General features: G+C 28.8%; 16 protein-coding genes. 15 read left to right on the forward strand and 1 reads right to left on the reverse strand.

Translation table 11 applies throughout. The features are described 5' to 3' along the window. The first annotated feature begins 5 nt into the window (after window positions 1–5). The 3 genes from H3Z83_RS01925 to H3Z83_RS01935 are packed head-to-tail and all read left to right on the forward strand — an operon-like array spanning window position 6 to window position 2,136. On the forward strand, window positions 6–512 hold the full coding sequence (locus tag H3Z83_RS01925) for a TrmH family RNA methyltransferase (protein WP_182123791.1): 507 nt from the start codon (window positions 6–8) through the stop codon (window positions 510–512). Next, entirely contained in the window at window positions 512–1,543 is a 1,032-nt protein-coding gene (hemH, locus tag H3Z83_RS01930; protein ID WP_182123792.1) for a ferrochelatase, read from the forward strand. The genes H3Z83_RS01925 and hemH overlap by 1 nt, the downstream gene beginning before the upstream one ends. Window positions 1,544–1,545: 2 nt before the next feature. Further along, entirely contained in the window at window positions 1,546–2,136 is a 591-nt protein-coding gene (locus H3Z83_RS01935; RefSeq protein WP_182123793.1) for a CopD family protein, read from the forward strand. 15 nt (window positions 2,137–2,151) lie between these two features. On the opposite strand, the gene recR is transcribed toward H3Z83_RS01935, so the two are convergent. Continuing rightward, window positions 2,152–2,769, reverse strand: a complete 618-nt coding sequence (recR, locus tag H3Z83_RS01940; protein WP_182123794.1) for a recombination mediator RecR — start codon at window positions 2,767–2,769, stop codon at window positions 2,152–2,154. A gap of 93 nt (window positions 2,770–2,862) precedes the next feature. On the opposite strand from recR, the gene H3Z83_RS01945 reads away from it, so the two are divergent. The 12 genes from H3Z83_RS01945 to rplS all read left to right on the forward strand — a co-directional run bounded on the left by H3Z83_RS01945 (window position 2,863) and on the right by rplS (window position 16,318). Further along, window positions 2,863–4,326: an aminoacyl-histidine dipeptidase gene (locus H3Z83_RS01945; protein WP_182123795.1), complete on the forward strand. Its 1,464-nt coding sequence runs from the start codon at window positions 2,863–2,865 to the stop codon at window positions 4,324–4,326. A 195-nt stretch (window positions 4,327–4,521) separates the two neighbouring features. Continuing rightward, a complete protein-coding gene (locus H3Z83_RS01950) occupies window positions 4,522–5,214 on the forward strand; it encodes a hypothetical protein (RefSeq protein ID WP_182123796.1) in 693 nt (230 codons plus the stop codon). A gap of 5 nt (window positions 5,215–5,219) precedes the next feature. Next, window positions 5,220–7,970 (forward strand): TonB-dependent receptor, encoded by a 2,751-nt coding sequence (locus H3Z83_RS01955; protein WP_182123797.1) that lies wholly within the window; start codon window positions 5,220–5,222, stop codon window positions 7,968–7,970. A 6-nt stretch (window positions 7,971–7,976) separates the two neighbouring features. Continuing rightward, window positions 7,977–9,242 (forward strand): DUF4249 domain-containing protein, encoded by a 1,266-nt coding sequence (locus H3Z83_RS01960; protein ID WP_182123798.1) that lies wholly within the window; start codon window positions 7,977–7,979, stop codon window positions 9,240–9,242. A gap of 11 nt (window positions 9,243–9,253) precedes the next feature. Then, a complete protein-coding gene (locus tag H3Z83_RS01965; RefSeq protein WP_182123799.1) occupies window positions 9,254–10,927 on the forward strand; it encodes a hypothetical protein in 1,674 nt (557 codons plus the stop codon). Between the two features lie 42 nt (window positions 10,928–10,969). Next, a complete protein-coding gene (locus H3Z83_RS01970; protein WP_182123800.1) occupies window positions 10,970–11,560 on the forward strand; it encodes an acyl carrier protein phosphodiesterase in 591 nt (196 codons plus the stop codon). Then, complete coding sequence (locus H3Z83_RS01975) at window positions 11,561–12,415, forward strand: RluA family pseudouridine synthase (protein ID WP_182123801.1); 855 nt, start codon at window positions 11,561–11,563, stop codon at window positions 12,413–12,415. A gap of 52 nt (window positions 12,416–12,467) precedes the next feature. Beyond that, the gene (locus H3Z83_RS01980; RefSeq protein WP_246337443.1) at window positions 12,468–12,959 is read left to right on the forward strand and encodes a hypothetical protein; all 492 of its coding nucleotides are present in this window, start codon (window positions 12,468–12,470) and stop codon (window positions 12,957–12,959) included. Window positions 12,960–13,014: 55 nt separating this feature from the next. Further along, window positions 13,015–13,695, forward strand: coding sequence for a tRNA (guanosine(37)-N1)-methyltransferase TrmD (gene trmD, locus H3Z83_RS01985; protein WP_182123802.1), 681 nt, complete (start codon window positions 13,015–13,017; stop codon window positions 13,693–13,695). Further along, the gene (locus H3Z83_RS01990; RefSeq protein WP_182123803.1) at window positions 13,685–14,431 is read left to right on the forward strand and encodes a glycosyltransferase; all 747 of its coding nucleotides are present in this window, start codon (window positions 13,685–13,687) and stop codon (window positions 14,429–14,431) included. The genes trmD and H3Z83_RS01990 overlap by 11 nt, the downstream gene beginning before the upstream one ends. A gap of 7 nt (window positions 14,432–14,438) precedes the next feature. Continuing rightward, complete coding sequence (locus H3Z83_RS01995; protein ID WP_182123804.1) at window positions 14,439–15,827, forward strand: ArnT family glycosyltransferase; 1,389 nt, start codon at window positions 14,439–14,441, stop codon at window positions 15,825–15,827. Window positions 15,828–15,970: 143 nt separating this feature from the next. Next, window positions 15,971–16,318, forward strand: coding sequence for a 50S ribosomal protein L19 (gene rplS, locus H3Z83_RS02000; protein ID WP_182123805.1), 348 nt, complete (start codon window positions 15,971–15,973; stop codon window positions 16,316–16,318). Window positions 16,319–16,703: the final 385 nt, after the last annotated feature.

The raw sequence follows: 16,703 nt of genomic DNA on the forward strand, positions 1-16,703 counted from the left end.
TTAAAGTGAAACAACTAACACATTACGATATAGAAAACAAACAGCAAACATTTCCTATTACCATAGTTTGTGATGCTATAAGAACACCTGAGAATATCGGAATGTGTTTCCGAATTTCTGAAAGTTTTGGGGTTTCTAAAATATTTCTGCACGAAACCTCTCCTTCTCATGAAAACAGAATTGTAAAAAAAACTGCTCGTAATACATTAATACAAATTCCTTTTGAATACTATACTGATTTTGAGCAAACTATTACACAGTTAAAAAGCGAAGGAAACACAATCATTGGAATCGAAATCACCGACAAAAGTGTAAATATTCAGGGTTTTGATTTCGCCTCAAAAGAAAAAATAGTGCTGCTTTTAGGTAGCGAACGCAACGGAATTGAAAATATAAATTTAGTTGATGCAACTGTAGCGATTCCAATGTTTGGAAGAAACTCATCTATGAATGTTATTCATAGTTTAGCAATTGCATTGTACGAAACCACCAATCAACTAAAAAACAAATAATGAAAGGAGTTTTATTAGTAAACTTAGGATCACCAAAAAGTACAGATCCAAAAGATGTAAAAAATTATTTAGGCGAATTTTTAATGGATGAACGTGTAATTGACGTTCCGTTATGGTTACGAACTTTTATTGTAAAAGGGATTATTTTAAATACACGCCCAAAACAATCAGCTGAAGCTTATAAAAAAATATGGTGGAAAGATGGCTCACCTTTAATTGTACTTTCTGAAAGATTACAAAATAAAGTTCAGCAAAAAACAGAACTACCAGTAGCTTTAGCAATGCGTTACGGAAATCCATCTTTAAAAAGTGGATTACAAGAATTATACGATAAAGGAGTTACCGAAGTTATGTTAGTACCATTATATCCTCAATTCGCGATGGCTACTACTGAAACCATTGTTGTTTTAGCAGAAGAATTAAGAAAAGAATTCTTCCCTAACATGAAAATCACAGATGTTCCTGCTTTTTACAATAAACCAGAATACATTAAAGCTTTATCAAATAGCATTAAAGATTATTTAGAAGATATAGATTACGACCATGTATTATTCTCTTACCATGGAGTTCCTGAAAGACACATAAGAAAGTCTGACATAACAAAATCACATTGTAGACCAGAAATAGCTGGTGTAGCTAGTTGCTGCAACACACCATCTAAAGCACACGAATTTTGTTACAAACACCAATGCTACCAAACAACCAAAAGTGTAATTTTAGAATTAGGTTGGGACGCAGATAAAGTATCCACCTCTTTTCAATCTCGTTTAGGTGTTGACCCTTGGTTACAACCTTATACAGACAGAACCATAGTTAACAAAGCTGAAAAAGAAGGTATTAAAAAATTAGCCATTGTTACCCCTGCATTTGTTTCTGATTGTTTAGAAACTTTAGAAGAAATAGCAATGGAAGGTAAACATGAGTTTTTAGAAGCTGGGGGTGAAGCATTTTACACAGTTCCGTGTATTAATGACAATGATGAATGGGTTGATGTTTTAGCCAAATGGATTAATGAATTTAACAATAACTAATTATGGATTTTTACTACGTAAAAGCATTACATATCATTTTTATAGTAACATGGTTTGCTGGATTATTCTATATAGGTCGCTTATTTATTTACCATGTTGAAGCTGAAAAAAAAGAAGAACCTGCTAAATCTATTTTACAAACTCAATATAAGTTAATGTCTAAGCGTTTGTGGTACATTATCACGTGGCCTTCTTTATTTTTAGCTAGTTTCTTTGCCTTTTGGCTTCTTTATAAAGACCCAACTTATTTAGAAATGCCATGGATGCATGTAAAGCTAGCCTTTGTTTTAGCTTTATATTTCTACCACGGGTTTTGTCATAAAATTTATAAAGAATTACAGCGTGATGAAATCAACTACTCATCTACAAAACTTAGAATTCTTAACGAGGCTCCTACAGTAATTTTATTTGCTGTAGTGTTTTTAGTTGTTCTAAAAGATACCATTAACTGGATTTGGGGTGTTGTAGGTATTATTCTTTTTGGAGTTTTACTAATGATTGGTATTCGTTTCTACAAAAAAATAAGAGCTAAAAAATCTTGGGATAAATTTGAAAAAGAATTGATTAAAGAAGATAAAAAAAGCGAAGTTTAAACTTCGCTTTTTTTTTTATCCTTTAATTGATTGTTCAAATGGTATTCTATTCACAATACTCCTACCCAACGTAATTTCATCGGCATATTCCAACTCATCACCTACAGATATTCCTCTAGCAATCGTAGAGGTAGTTATATTATATTTTTCTATTTGCTTATAAATATAAAAGTTAGTGGTATCTCCTTCCATTGTAGAGCTTAAAGCAAAAATCAACTCTTTAATTTCTCCTGTTTTTACTTTTTCTACCAAAGATTCTATTTGTAAATTTTGAGGACCAATACCTTCGATAGGTGAAATCTTACCTCCCAATACATGGTACAACCCTTTAAATTGTGCTGTACTTTCAATAGCCATTACATCACGAATATCTTCAACCACACAAACTATCTCATTATTTCTCCTAGGGTTATTACAAATATCGCACAATACAGTATCTGAAATATTATGACATTTACTACATGATTTTACATCATTTCTTAAATGTATCAAAGCCTCCGCTAAGTACTTCGTATTCTCTTTAGGTTGCTTTAATAAATGCAACACCAAACGAAGCGCAGTTCGTTTACCAATACCAGGTAATCGACTTACTTCATTTACCGCATTTTCTAATATTTTTGAAGAAAAATCCATGTTGCGAATTTACAATTTTTCGATTAGCAAACCTTCATATAATTCGCTTAAAAAAAGTATCTTCGTGCTTTAAAATTAAACATTTCATTCACAATGAATTCAGATATAAAAAACTTAGAGCCTAAAGCAGTTTGGAAGAATTTTGCAGATTTAAATGCAGTACCTCGTCCATCTAAAAAAGAAGAAAGAGTTATTCAATTTATGGTTGATTTTGGTAAAAACCTAAATCTTGAAACTATAGTTGATAATGTTGGCAATGTAATTATTCGCAAACCAGCATCTTCTGGAATGGAAGATAGAAAAACGGTAGTGATGCAAAGTCATTTAGACATGGTACATCAAAAAAACTCTGATACTGTTTTCGATTTTGATACTGAAGGAATTAAAATGTTTGTTGATGGAGATTGGGTAAAAGCAGAAGGTACAACTCTTGGGGCTGATAATGGCTTAGGTGTTGCATCAATTATGGGAGTTTTAGAATCTACTGATATTGCTCATCCAGCAATCGAGGCTTTATTTACTATTGATGAAGAAACCGGTATGACTGGTGCTATGGGACTTGAAGGTGGAATTTTAAAAGGTGATATTCTATTAAACCTAGATACTGAAGAAGATGATGAAATCGGCATGGGATGCGCTGGTGGTGTTGATGTAACCGCAACAAGAACTTATAATGAAGAAACTACACCAGAAAACACAACTGCTTTCGAAATCTCTGTTACAGGTTTAAACGGAGGACATTCTGGAATGGATATTATTAAAGGGCTAGGAAATGCCAATAAAATAATGAACCGCTTATTATTTGACGGTTTTACAAACTTTGGTTTACGTGTTTCTGAAATAAATGGAGGAAGTTTACGTAATGCTATTCCTCGTGAAAGTTTTGCTTCAGTTGTTATAGATACGGTTTCCAAAGAACCTTTCTTATTTGAAATTCATGAGCTTATCAACAATATTAAAGCAGAATTTTTAGCTTTAGAGCCAAACTTAACAATTGAATTAAAATCAATTGAAACTCCTAAAACAGTTATGGATTTAGGTGTGCAAGAAGGTTTAATAAAATCTGTGTACACTGCCTTAAACGGAGTTTACAGAATGAGTCCGGACATTGAAGGTTTAGTAGAGACTTCAAACAATATTGCTCGTATTATCGTAAAAGAAGGAAAAATCAAAATAGGATGTTTAACACGTTCTTCATCAGAAACTAACAAATGGGATTTAGCAAATTCATTACGTGCTGCTTTTGAATTAGCTGGTTTCAACGTTGAGTTTTCGGGTTCTTATCCAGGGTGGTTACCAAATGTAAATTCTGAGATTTTAAAAACAGTTTCTGATTTATATGAAGAGTTACATGGAGAAAAAGCAAATGTAGCTGCATGTCACGCTGGATTAGAATGTGGTATCCTTGGTCAGAACTACCCAAAAATGGACATGGTTTCTTTTGGACCAAACATTAAAGGAGCACATTCACCAGATGAGCGCGCACAAATTTCGTCAACTCAAAAATTCTGGAAGTTTTTATTAGAGATTCTTAAGAATACTCCTGTTAAAAATTAACTTATTAGTTACATCTTTAATTTAATACTTAAAAAAATCACTCTTTTCGAGTGATTTTTTTATACCTACCATCCACGAAAAAGGAAAATATATTAACATATATATATGTTTTTTTTATATTTAAGAATACAACATCATTTTTAACAAAAAAACATTACTTTTATTTGATAAAAACTCACTTCAAATTAAAGTTAAATGAAGAAATTGTTATTATTACTGGTATTTTTTTGGAGCATTCATGTTAATATTTATAGTCAAAATCATAACAAAAAACTCTTTTATAGCTCTTTCGACAATACAGTTGGATTAAGCAACACTCTTTTAAGTTATGGTACTCTTTTTAAAGAAAAATACATAAAAAGGTTTAAAAATAATCATAACTTCTTTTTAAACAACAAATTTAACAAAGGAGATATTCACTATAAAGGAGAACCATTTTTTGATGTACATTTAAAATACGATATTGTTGACGATTTTGTTGTTTTAAAAATATTAAACCAAAAACAAAATATTTCTATAAAACCCAACAAAAGTCTTATAAAAACATTTCAAATAGGTAATTTCAAATTCGTAAATACAAAATTAGGCTTTCTTGAAGAACTTTATGTATTAAAAAACTTTTCTATATATAAAAAGCATCAAAAAGTCAGTAAAGAAAACCTTGATAAATTATACAAAAAATATACTTTCAAAGAAAAAGAACCTCAATTCATACTCTTTTACAAAGGAGAATACTATTCGATAAAATCTAAAAGAGACTTTATAAAAATTTTTCCAAGTAAGAAAAAAAATATAATAAAACATTATAGATCAAATAAGCTTTTAGCAAAAAAAGACTTTAAACATTTTGTAATAATATTAATGAAACAACTTCAAGAATTAACATAAAGAGAATGAAATTAGCTATAAAAAAAGCAATATTAATACTATTATTGATAACAAACCTTATTCCTGTTTTTTCACAAGAGAAAAGTAAAAATATTTCAGTAGAAATTTCCAATTTAAATAAAAAACAAATTATAGATTTGTTAGAAGAGCAAACAAATTATCATTTCTACTTTCTCGAAAATTGGTTAGACACTAGCACAATAAGTTTTTCTTTTAAAAACGCTACAATTCAACAGATATTAGATACTGTTCTTAATGATGGTAAAATAAATTACTTTATTTTAAATGATCACAACATTGTCTTAACTAATGGTAATTTAATAAAAGGTAGTATTTATGATACTACATCAGAAATAAACTCTACCAACTTAGATGATGCCCCAGTATTAGTTAATTCTAATAAAAGTTTTGATAATGAAATTATAAAAATTGGTAGAGAACAAAAAAACAAACAAGCTCAATACATTTTAACAGGTATAATTACAAATGATAAAAATGGAGAGCCTATGGAAGGGGTGACTTTTTTTGAAAGAAGCAAAAATATCTACACGACTACAAACAATAAGGGTTTTTATCGTTTAAAATTACCCTATGGAGCAAATAAATTAGAAACCTCTTTTGTAGGATTCAATAATCTAACTAAAGATTTAATTATTTACAATGATGGTAAATTAAACCTTTCTATTAGCGAAAAATCAGAACAATTAAACGAAGTTGTTATCAACGCTAATAAAACAAGGAATATTCGTCAAACTATAGCAGGTATTAGTCAGATTAAAGCGCAAGAAATCAAAAAAATTCCTTTAGTTTTAGGTGAAAGAGATATTTTAAAAGTAGCTATTACTTTACCCTCTATTAAATCTGCAGGTGAAGGTTCTGAAGGTGTAAATGTTAGAGGTGGTAAAGTAGACCAAAATTTGTTTTTACTAGACAATGGTGTTATTTATAATCCCAGTCATTTTTTAGGATTATTCTCTGCTATTAATCCATTTACTACAAATAGCTTAAAAGTATACACCGGTAATATACCTTCTGAATATGGAGGAAGACTATCTTCAGTTTTTGATATTAAAACACACGATCCTAACACAAAGAAATTTACAGGTGAAGCTTCTGTAGGCCCTGTTACAGGTAATGTAAACATTGATATTCCGATTGTAAAAAATAAGTCTGGACTAATTTTAGGTGTGAGAAGTACATATTCTGACTGGATTTTAAGGCTTGTAGATAATAAAGATATTAAAAACAGTAGTGTTTCATTTTTTGATATAATCGGAAAATACAAACATACATTTAATGAAAAAAATAGCTTAAGCACTACTGGATATTTTAGTCAAGATAAATATCAAATTGCTTCTGACACCATAAATAGATATGGAAATGCAATGATTTCTTTAAATTGGAAGCATAAATTTAATGATAAAAATAGAGGTAGTTTAACATTATCTAATAGTAAATATTCTTTTGATATTGATTTTGAAAACGATGACACAAATAAAGGGTTCAATCTTAAATATAGAATTAACGAAACTGGTTTAAAAATCAAAATGAACTACAACTATTCTAATGTGCATAAATTTGATTATGGTTTAGAGTCTAAATTATACAATATTAATCCAGGAAATATTAACCCAAGTAATCAAAACTCTACAGTGGTTCCAATTTCAATTGCAAAAGAAAAAGCATTAGAAAATAGCCTATTCATATCGGATGAAATAATAGTTAACAAAAAATTAAACTTTAATGTCGGGTTACGATTGAATCAATATTTAGCTTTAGGCCCCTCTAATCAAAAAGAATATCAAAGTGACACTCCAAAAAACGAAACTACTTTAATAAACACGACAGAACATGGTAATAATAAAGTTTTTAAAACTTACTATGGACTTAGTTATCGTTTTGCAACCAGATACTCATTAAACAACACCTTATCTTTAAAGGCTAGCTTTAATAAATCTTTTCAATACATACATCGTTTAAATAATAATACCACTGCTACCCCTGTAGACACATGGAGGCTTTCAAATTCCAATATAAAACCTCAAGAAGGAACACAGATATCTTTTGGTGCTTTTAAAAATATTAATGGAAACGATTATGAGGTTAGTTTAGAAGGATATTATAAACAATACCAAAATCTGTTAGATTACAAAATTGGGGCAACTTTATTATTAAATGAAAATATTGAAACAGAAATTTTACAAGGTAAAGGAAAGTCTTATGGAGTTGAATTTCTAATAAAAAAGGATAAAGGAATATTAAATGGATGGCTGGGATATAGTTATTCTAGATCTTTAATTCAACTAAATAGTATTTTCCAGGAAGAAACCGTAAATAATGGTGATTTTTTTCCCACCAACTATGACAAACCTCATGATTTCAATGCTGTTTTAAATTATAAATTCACAGAAAGGTATAGTTTTTCTACTAACTTTACCTATCAAACAGGTAGACCTGTCACCTACCCTACTGGGAAATTCGTCTTCCAAGGAGCTGAATTTTTAACTTATAGTAATCGAAATCAATTCAGAATACCAGATTATTATCGTTTAGATATAGGAATCAATGTTGAAGGGAACCATAAAATTGAAAAACTATCACATAGTTTCTGGAACATCTCTATCTATAATGTATTAGGAAGAAATAACCCATATTCTGTTTTCTTTCAAACAAATGCAAATGGAAATGTAGAAGGCTATAAAAGTTCAATTTTTTCAGCCCCAATTCCAACCATCACATACAATTTAAAATTTTAAAATAGTATGAAAAAACTTGAGATTAAAAAAAATAAAAACATAAAAGAAAAAATTTTGAAGCGCTTTAAATTATTCACATATATACTAATAACTCTCATCTTAAATAGTTGTATTGAACCTTTTAATTTTACAAATATAGAAGTTGAAAGAAATTTAGTTGTAAAAGCAATACTTACTGACGAAGTTAAACACCATACAATAGAACTTTCTAATACAGTACCTATAGACGCTACAGAGCTTAGCAAAGAAGAAAATGCGATTGTAAGTGTTACTGACAATACAGGTAATACATATAACTTCACTGACTCGGGGCAAGGAATTTATACTTCTTCTACGCAGTTTGCTATAGCTCAAAATACTATGTACACATTAAATATCGAAACTCAAGATGGAAAATCCTATAGTTCTACTCCAGAAACATTACCTCAATCATCTCAAATACATGACTTAAAAGCAGTTATAAAGAAAAATAAGGAAGATATACCTATGATTACCTTTAAAACTAGTGGTAATGGCAATGACCCTGAAGGAAGTTTTTACCGTTATGAATATGACGAAACTTATAAAATTAAAACCCCTATTTGGAAGACTAGAAGAATAAATGTCTTATCGTCAGTTAGCCCTTTTCAATTCGAGTTAGTAACTAAAGACCCTAATATTTATGGAGTTGGATTTTGCTACCCTACTAAACAATCTAAAAATATTTTATTAACAGAAACTAAGACACTATCTTCTAATCAAATATCTAATTTCACTATTAGAGAAATACCAGAAGATAGCTATTTTGTAGGAATTCGTTATAGTATTCTTCTAAAACAATACACATTAAATAAAAACACTTATGATTTTTATTCTTTATTAAATACTTTTTCTAATCCAGATGATATTTTCTCTCAAACACAAGTAGGAAATATTCCTAGTAACATAACTTCAAATATAAACCCTACGAAAGATAAAGTTATTGGTTTTTTCGAAGTTTCTTCTATTACTTCAAAAAGGTTTTTTTTCAATAGAGAAGATATTACAAGTGAAAGTTTTATAACTTATGTAGATATACAAGAAACATGTAACGAAGGTGAACTTAAAAGGCCTGAAAAAGAAACCTCAGGTTTTTCTCCTTTACTAGATTTATTAAATAACAACTATACTTTTTATGCTGAGGCACCATATATAACCACACCTCCTAATGCCCAATACATATTAATCCCTAAATTTTGCGGAGATTGTTCGCATTTAGGTTCTCCAATACAACCAAGTTTTTGGGTAGATTAAAAAATGAAAAAATGAAAAGAATACTATTAATATTTACTTTTTGTATTTCTATTACAGGAATATCACAATCAAACAGATCTCTAACTGATAATTTTAGCAAATTACCACAAGAAAATATTTATACTCACATTAATAATAATTTTTTACTTAGTGGAGAGACTCTTTATTATAAATTATATTGCTTTGACTCCAATGGAAATTTTTCAAATTATAGTAAAGTAGCTTATGTTGAACTTATAAACTCAGATAACATTTCTGTATCGAAACAAAAAGTAAATTTAAAAAAAGGAAACGGTAACGGCGACTTTTTTATAAATACTAATATTAAAACTGGTACATATAAATTAATATCCTACACACAATGGATGTTAAATAAACAAATCTTTTCTGAGAAAAATATTTTAATCGTTAACCCTTTTTCAAATAAATTAAATAACATTATAAAGAATGAGAATAGCCTACTTATATCTAAACCATCAATAATAAACTCTCCTAACAGCTTATTTAAAGGCTTACTGCCAGAATATAAGACACGACAAAAAATCACTTTAGAATTCACAAAAAAAATAAATTTCAACAGTAATATTTCAATATCTGTTAAACAAAAAAACAACTTAAACTTACCTTTAATAATAAATAAAGGTCATCAAGTAATCTCTTCTAATCAAACTAATAAATCTAATATTTATTTACCCGAATTAAGAGGAACTCTTATTCAAGGAACAGTAATTACAAAAACTGAAAAATATAAAGTTCCAAATGTGTTATTATCTTTATCTATAAAAGGAGAGTATAACCACCTACCAAAAACAGCTTTAACTAATAAACGTGGAGAATTCTACTTTAACATACTTGATTTATACACTGATAAAGTTTTTATTCAAATATTAGATGATAAAAAAGCTGACTATGATATCTTTTTGAAAAAGAATATAATTAGAAAACCAAAATTTCACAATTTTCCAGAAATAACTCTTGATCAAAACATTATTAAAATTATTAAGGATAGAAGTATTTATTCACAAATAGAAAATGCATTTTTTTCGGTAAAAAAAGACTCTATAATAAAAGTACTAAAAAAAGCTCCTTTATTTAATCAAATTAAAAAAACTTACCTTCTAGATGAATACAAACGATTTAAAACAGTAAAAGAAACATTTGTTGAAATTATTGAAGGAGCTGGAATTATTAAACAAAAAGATAGTTACAAGATAAGTATTAGAGATTCTCATGCTTTAGAAACCTTAAGTGATCTTCCTTCTTTACTAATTGTTGATGGATCCATCGTTTATGATCACAGTGATTTAATTGACTTCAATTCTAAAAAAATTAAATCTATTTCTGTTGTTCGCGATAAATACTATTATGGAAATGCTATTTATCAAGGAGTTGTTATTGTTAAAACTTTTAAAAAAGATTTTTTATCCAACATAAATGATTTTAGAGATTTTACTGTTTTACCAATTCAATTTCAAAAAAAATATTTCTTTCAACAACATAAAAAGAATAATCAAAGAGTGCCTGATTACAGAACACAATTATATTGGAATCCTAATTTAAATTTAACAAAAAAGCAGTTTAGCTTTTATACTTCAGATGTAAAAGGAGTATTTGAGATAGACATACAAGGATTTAGCAAGAACGGAAAATTTATTTTAGAGAAAAAAACATTTACTGTAAATTAAATAACAAAACTATAAGTCCTTGTTTTTATTTACATTTACCCAATGAATTTTTTAGCGCATTTATACCTTTCTGAAAACAATACAGAAATTATGATTGGAAATTTCATTGCCGATCATATAAAGGGCAATAAATTTTCCCACTTTCCAGAAGGCATTAAAAAAGGAATTATTTTACATCGTGAAATAGACACTTTTACTGATGCGCACCCCATTGTAAGAAAAAGTAAACGTAGACTACACGAAAGGTACCGTCATTATGATGGAGTTATCATTGATATTTTTTTCGATCATTTTTTAGCCAAGAACTGGAAAGAATATTCTGAAATCCCTCTAAACGTTTATGCGAATTCAGTATATAAATTATTACAAGAAAACATCAATATTCTTCCAGAAAAAACACAAGAACTTTTACCTTATATGATAAAATATAATTGGTTATACAATTATCAGTTCGCAAAAGGAATACAAGAGGTTTTAAACGGAATGAACAGGCGTACTCAAGGTAAATCTCAGATGAATTTAGCCTCAGAAGACTTACTAATTCATTACAATTTATTTGAAGAAGATTTTAGTACCTTTTTTCAAGAATTAAGAGCATTTTGCGCAAGCAAAACCCTTTATTTTAATAAATAATTGATTTTAATCGAATCACATAAAGTTCCAAAATCAGAAGACCATACTCGACTACAAGAATACGGTGTTGGAATATTTAGCAAAAACCCAACCAAATCAGGACTTAAAAAAGCTATAAAAAAAGGATTGGTTTTTGTGGATGGTAAGCTAGCTTCAACTGCACTTTTTATTAAAGGAGATGAGACCATTGAACTTTTTGAAATCGAAAATAACAAGAGAGAATTTCATTTTCCATTAGAAGTTTTATTTGAAGACGATTACTTAGCTATTATTTATAAACCTGCTGGGATTTTAGTCAACGGAAACTCTTTTGCTACCATTGATAATGCATTATCTCAAAACCTACAAAAAAGCTCACAATCAGACGCTGTTCGTCCAAGACCTGTGCACCGTTTAGATTACCCTACAAGCGGACTATTATTGACAGGTAAAACAAACGCATCAATTATTGCCTTGAATAAACTTTTTGAAAACAAAGAAATTCAAAAAACTTACCATGCCATTACTATTGGCCGTATGAAACAAGGTGGAGGTATTGATATCAACATAGACTCTAAAAAAGCGCTTACACAATTTAAAGTTTTACAAACCGTAAAATCAGAGCGATTTAAGTTTTTAAACCTAGTTGAACTTAAACCTAAAACAGGAAGAAAGCATCAATTAAGAAAGCATTTATTAGCTATAAATAATCCTATTCTAGGAGATAAAGAATACTACATTAAAGACCTGATTTTAAACGGAAAAGGATTATACCTTCATGCTTCTTCTTTAGAATTTACACATCCTTTTACTAAAGAAGAAATTTCAATATCAAAAGAACTAACTAAAAAATTTCAAAAAATATTTTCTACTTAATAATCTGTCAGTTATAAGTTTATAATCCGACCATATAAAAAATAATTTCTGGATGAAAAATTTCTTACTTATTTTATTATTAGTTTCATTTTCTGCCTTTTCTCAAGAAATGAGTATTGAAAAATTAAATGAAATTATAAAACAAAAGTCTGATACTTTACAAGTAAAAGGAAATTCGTGGCATTTTACATTAAATGATAGGTTATTAATATGTATCGCCGATAAAAATGCAAATAGAATGCGAATCATATCTCCTATAGCCAAGAAAGAACAATTAGATGACACTCTAATTTTAAACTCATTGATTGCTAATTTCCACACAGCTTTAGATGTTAAATATGCAATTTCTGATGACGTTTTATGGTCTGTATTTATACATCCTTTAAAAGAATTATCAGTACATCAAGTAGAAGATGCTATTTTACAAGTTTACAATGCCAATATCACTTTCGGAACCATATTTTCCAGCACATCACTCACTTTTCCTGGCAACACAAAAAAGAATCTTCCAAAAGAAAAGAAATATTTACAAAACAAAATTTAACTTTACTTTTAAATACCGTCTATAAAAAATATAGAATTCTTGTACATTTGCAGTTATGCGAATAGATATTATTACTGTAGCTCCAGAACTACTAAAAAGCCCGTTTGAACATTCAATGATGAAGCGTGCTATTGACAAAGGTTTAGCCGAAATTCATTTTCATAATCTACGTGAGTATGGACTGGGTAATTACCGTCAGTTAGACGACACACAGTTTGGAGGTGGGGCTGGTATGGTTTTAATGATTGAACCAATTGATAAATGTATTTCAAAACTACAATCTGAAAGAGATTATGATGAAATCATTTATATGACTCCTGATGCTAAAACTTTGAATCAAGTTACAGCGAATACCCTTTCTTTAAAAGAGAATATCATCATACTAACAGGGCACTATAAAGGTGTGGACCAACGTGTTCGTGATAAATTCATCACTAAAGAAATTTCTATAGGTGATTATGTTTTAACAGGAGGTGAATTAGCAGCCGCTATTTTATGTGATGCAGTTATTAGATTAATTCCTGGAGTTTTAGGAGATGAGCAATCTGCTTTAACAGATTCTTTTCAAGATAATTTACTCTCTCCTCCTGTATATACACGTCCTGCTGAATACGACGGAATGAAAGTTCCAGAAATTTTACTTTCGGGAAACTTTCCGAAAATTGAGGAATGGAGAAGCGAAAAAGCAATTGAACGCACACAACAAATAAGACCAGATTTATTAGATGAAAACTAATTCTACCTATAATTTAGTCATTGTTGTTCCTTGTTACAACGAACAAGACAGGCTACCTGTATCGCAATTTAAAACTTTTGCTAAGTCGAATCCTGAAACACTTATTTGTTTTGTGAATGACGGATCTAAAGATAACACAGAAGAAGTTTTATCTAAACTAGAAGAAGAACACCCTAATACTATAACACAACTTTCTTTAATGAAAAATGCTGGAAAAGCAGGAGCTGTTAGACAAGGTTTTTTACATTGTATTGAAAAATTCAATTTTAACAAAATTGCATATTTAGATGCAGATTTAGCTACATCTCTTGAAGAATGTGTTAGAGTAAGTGAATCTGTAAAAGATGATATTATTTTTTCTTTTGGCTCTAGAATATCTAAAATAGATAATAATATTGATCGTAAATTTTATCGTTTTTTTATAGGTAGGTTTATCGCAACTCTTATTTCAAGACAATTAAAAATAGCCGTTTACGACACGCAATGTGGTTGTAAAGTTTTTAATCAAAAAATTGTTTCTGAAATATTTAAAGATAATTTTATTTCAAAATGGCTTTTTGACGTTGAGATTTTCCATAGAATCATCGCTATTTATAAAAAAGAAAATATAAAAAACATCGCTAGAGAAATCCCCTTAAAAGCTTGGGTTGACACTGATGATTCTCGTGTAGAGTTTAGCTACTTCTTTAAACTTTGGTTCGATTTATTGGCTATTGGAAAAAAATATAAAAAATAACTTTTCTATGAATACTGGTTTTATAAAAAAGCACTTTTTCGCTATTGGTGTCTTCTTATTGGTTTTATTAAGAGTAATCTTAAATACTTTTATTCCTTTAATGGATAAAACTGAGGCTCGTTATGCAGAGATTGCACGTGTAATGGCAGAAACTAATAACTATATAACTCCTCAGATAGATTATGGAATACCTTTTTGGGCAAAACCTCCACTTTCTACTTGGCTATCTGCAATGAGTATTGAAATTTTCGGAGCCAATGAGTTTGCTGCTCGTTTACCTTATTTATTACTATCTATTTTAATTGTTTTTTTAATTGGTAAATACGCAACAAAAGAAAAACTTCCTTTCTATTTACCTGGATTCATCATTTTAACTATTCCACAATTTTTAATTCATGCAGGTGTAGTATCAACCGATACTGCTTTAATGTTTTGTACCACATTAGTTATGCTTTCTTTTTGGGAAGGCATGAAAGAGTATGCTAATAAAATGTGGAAATACTTAATTTTCTTAGGATTTGGGTTAGGACTTTTAGCCAAAGGACCCATTATATTTATTTTAACCTTACCTCCTATTTTCTTTTGGTCATTATATACAAAGTCATTTTTTAAAATATTCAAACATTTTAATCTTTTAATAGGATTACCTATTGTAGCTATCATCGCTCTGCCTTGGTATTATTTTGCTGAACAAAAAACACCAGGTTTTATAGATTATTTTATTGTTGGTGAACATTTTAAACGTTTTTTCGACAGTTCATGGAGCGGAGATAAATACGGTTTTCCTAAACAACAACCATTAGGTATTATATGGCTATTTCTTTTAGCCTTTGCCTTACCATGGATACAAGTGGTGATAGGTAAAATATGGAAACATAGAAAAACTGTAAAAACAAATTCTTGGGTAATTTTCTTATTATTCTGGTTACTATGGACTCCTTTATTTTTCACTATTTCTAAAAGTTTAATTCACCCATATATAATGCCAATAATCGTACCTATAGCATTGTTGGTTACTCATTTTTGGAAAGAGTTACAACAAAAGAAACTAGTTATCGGTATCGCCTTAATAATACCAGTATTGGCATTCTTTGCACTCATTGCAGGAACATTTACTAATAAAATTGAATACTTATCAAAAACCGATAAATATTTAATTGAAAAAAACTACGATAATCAAATCCCTTTATACTATTACAATACAAAGAGTTATTCTAGTCAGTTTTACTCAAAAGGGAAATCGAAAAGTATTACTAAAGAAGAATTAGAAAAACTTGTAAATAATTCCAATACTTTCTTTATTATAATACCAAAAAAGAAAAAAGTAGATAGTATTAACGATTCTTTTGTTTTATTAGAGGAAAGTAAAAAAAATCAAATATTTAAAGTCAATTAACACCTAATTAAACTTTAAAGCTATAATTATTTAAGTTTTATACTTAAATTTAGATAACTTTTTTTTAAATTTGCAGCCACAAAATCAACCTCTGACGAAAAAATCGTGAATGTTGTTTTTAAACAACCATAAATATTAAAGAAATGGATTTAGTAAAATTTGTTCAAGACGAATTTGTAACAAGAAACGAATTACCAGAATTTTCAGCTGGAGACACTATTACAGTGTATTACGAAATTAGAGAAGGTGAAAAAGTACGTACTCAGTTTTTTAGAGGTGTAGTTATTCAAAGAAGAGGTTCAGGATCTTCTGAAACTTTTACTATCAGAAAAATGTCTGGTACTATTGGTGTAGAGCGTATCTTCCCAATCAACTTACCTTCTATCCAAAAAATCGAAGTAAACAAAAGAGGTACAGTTCGTAGAGCTCGTATTTATTACTTTAGAGGTCTTACTGGTAAAAAAGCAAGAATTAAAGAAAAAAGAAACTAAGATTTTCTTTTTCTCAAGAAATTTAAAAAACACCATGAAATTCATGGTGTTTTTTTTATTCACAATTGTTAATAACTACGGTTTATAATTTGTTGATTACTAATTAGTTAAAATTAACAAATGAGAATAAAAATTACTTATATTTACAATAGATTTTATTAAGTAAGTAATATCACATTAAAGTTTAACTATAATGATTACTGAAAGATAAATTGTAAAGTAACGTTCTTTATATAAAGTTTTTAAACACTAATTAGTTTGTGAATCAAAATAAGTTTGTTCTAGTTATAAACTATTCTTTAGTTTTATAATTAGTAGTTATAAGTAATTATTGATGCGTTTAGCTTTAATTAGTTCGTTTAAAAGCAAAAAGAAACATTAATTA

Source organism: Tenacibaculum pelagium, assembly GCF_014062345.1.
Classification (GTDB): Bacteria; Bacteroidota; Bacteroidia; order Flavobacteriales; family Flavobacteriaceae; genus Polaribacter; species Polaribacter pelagius.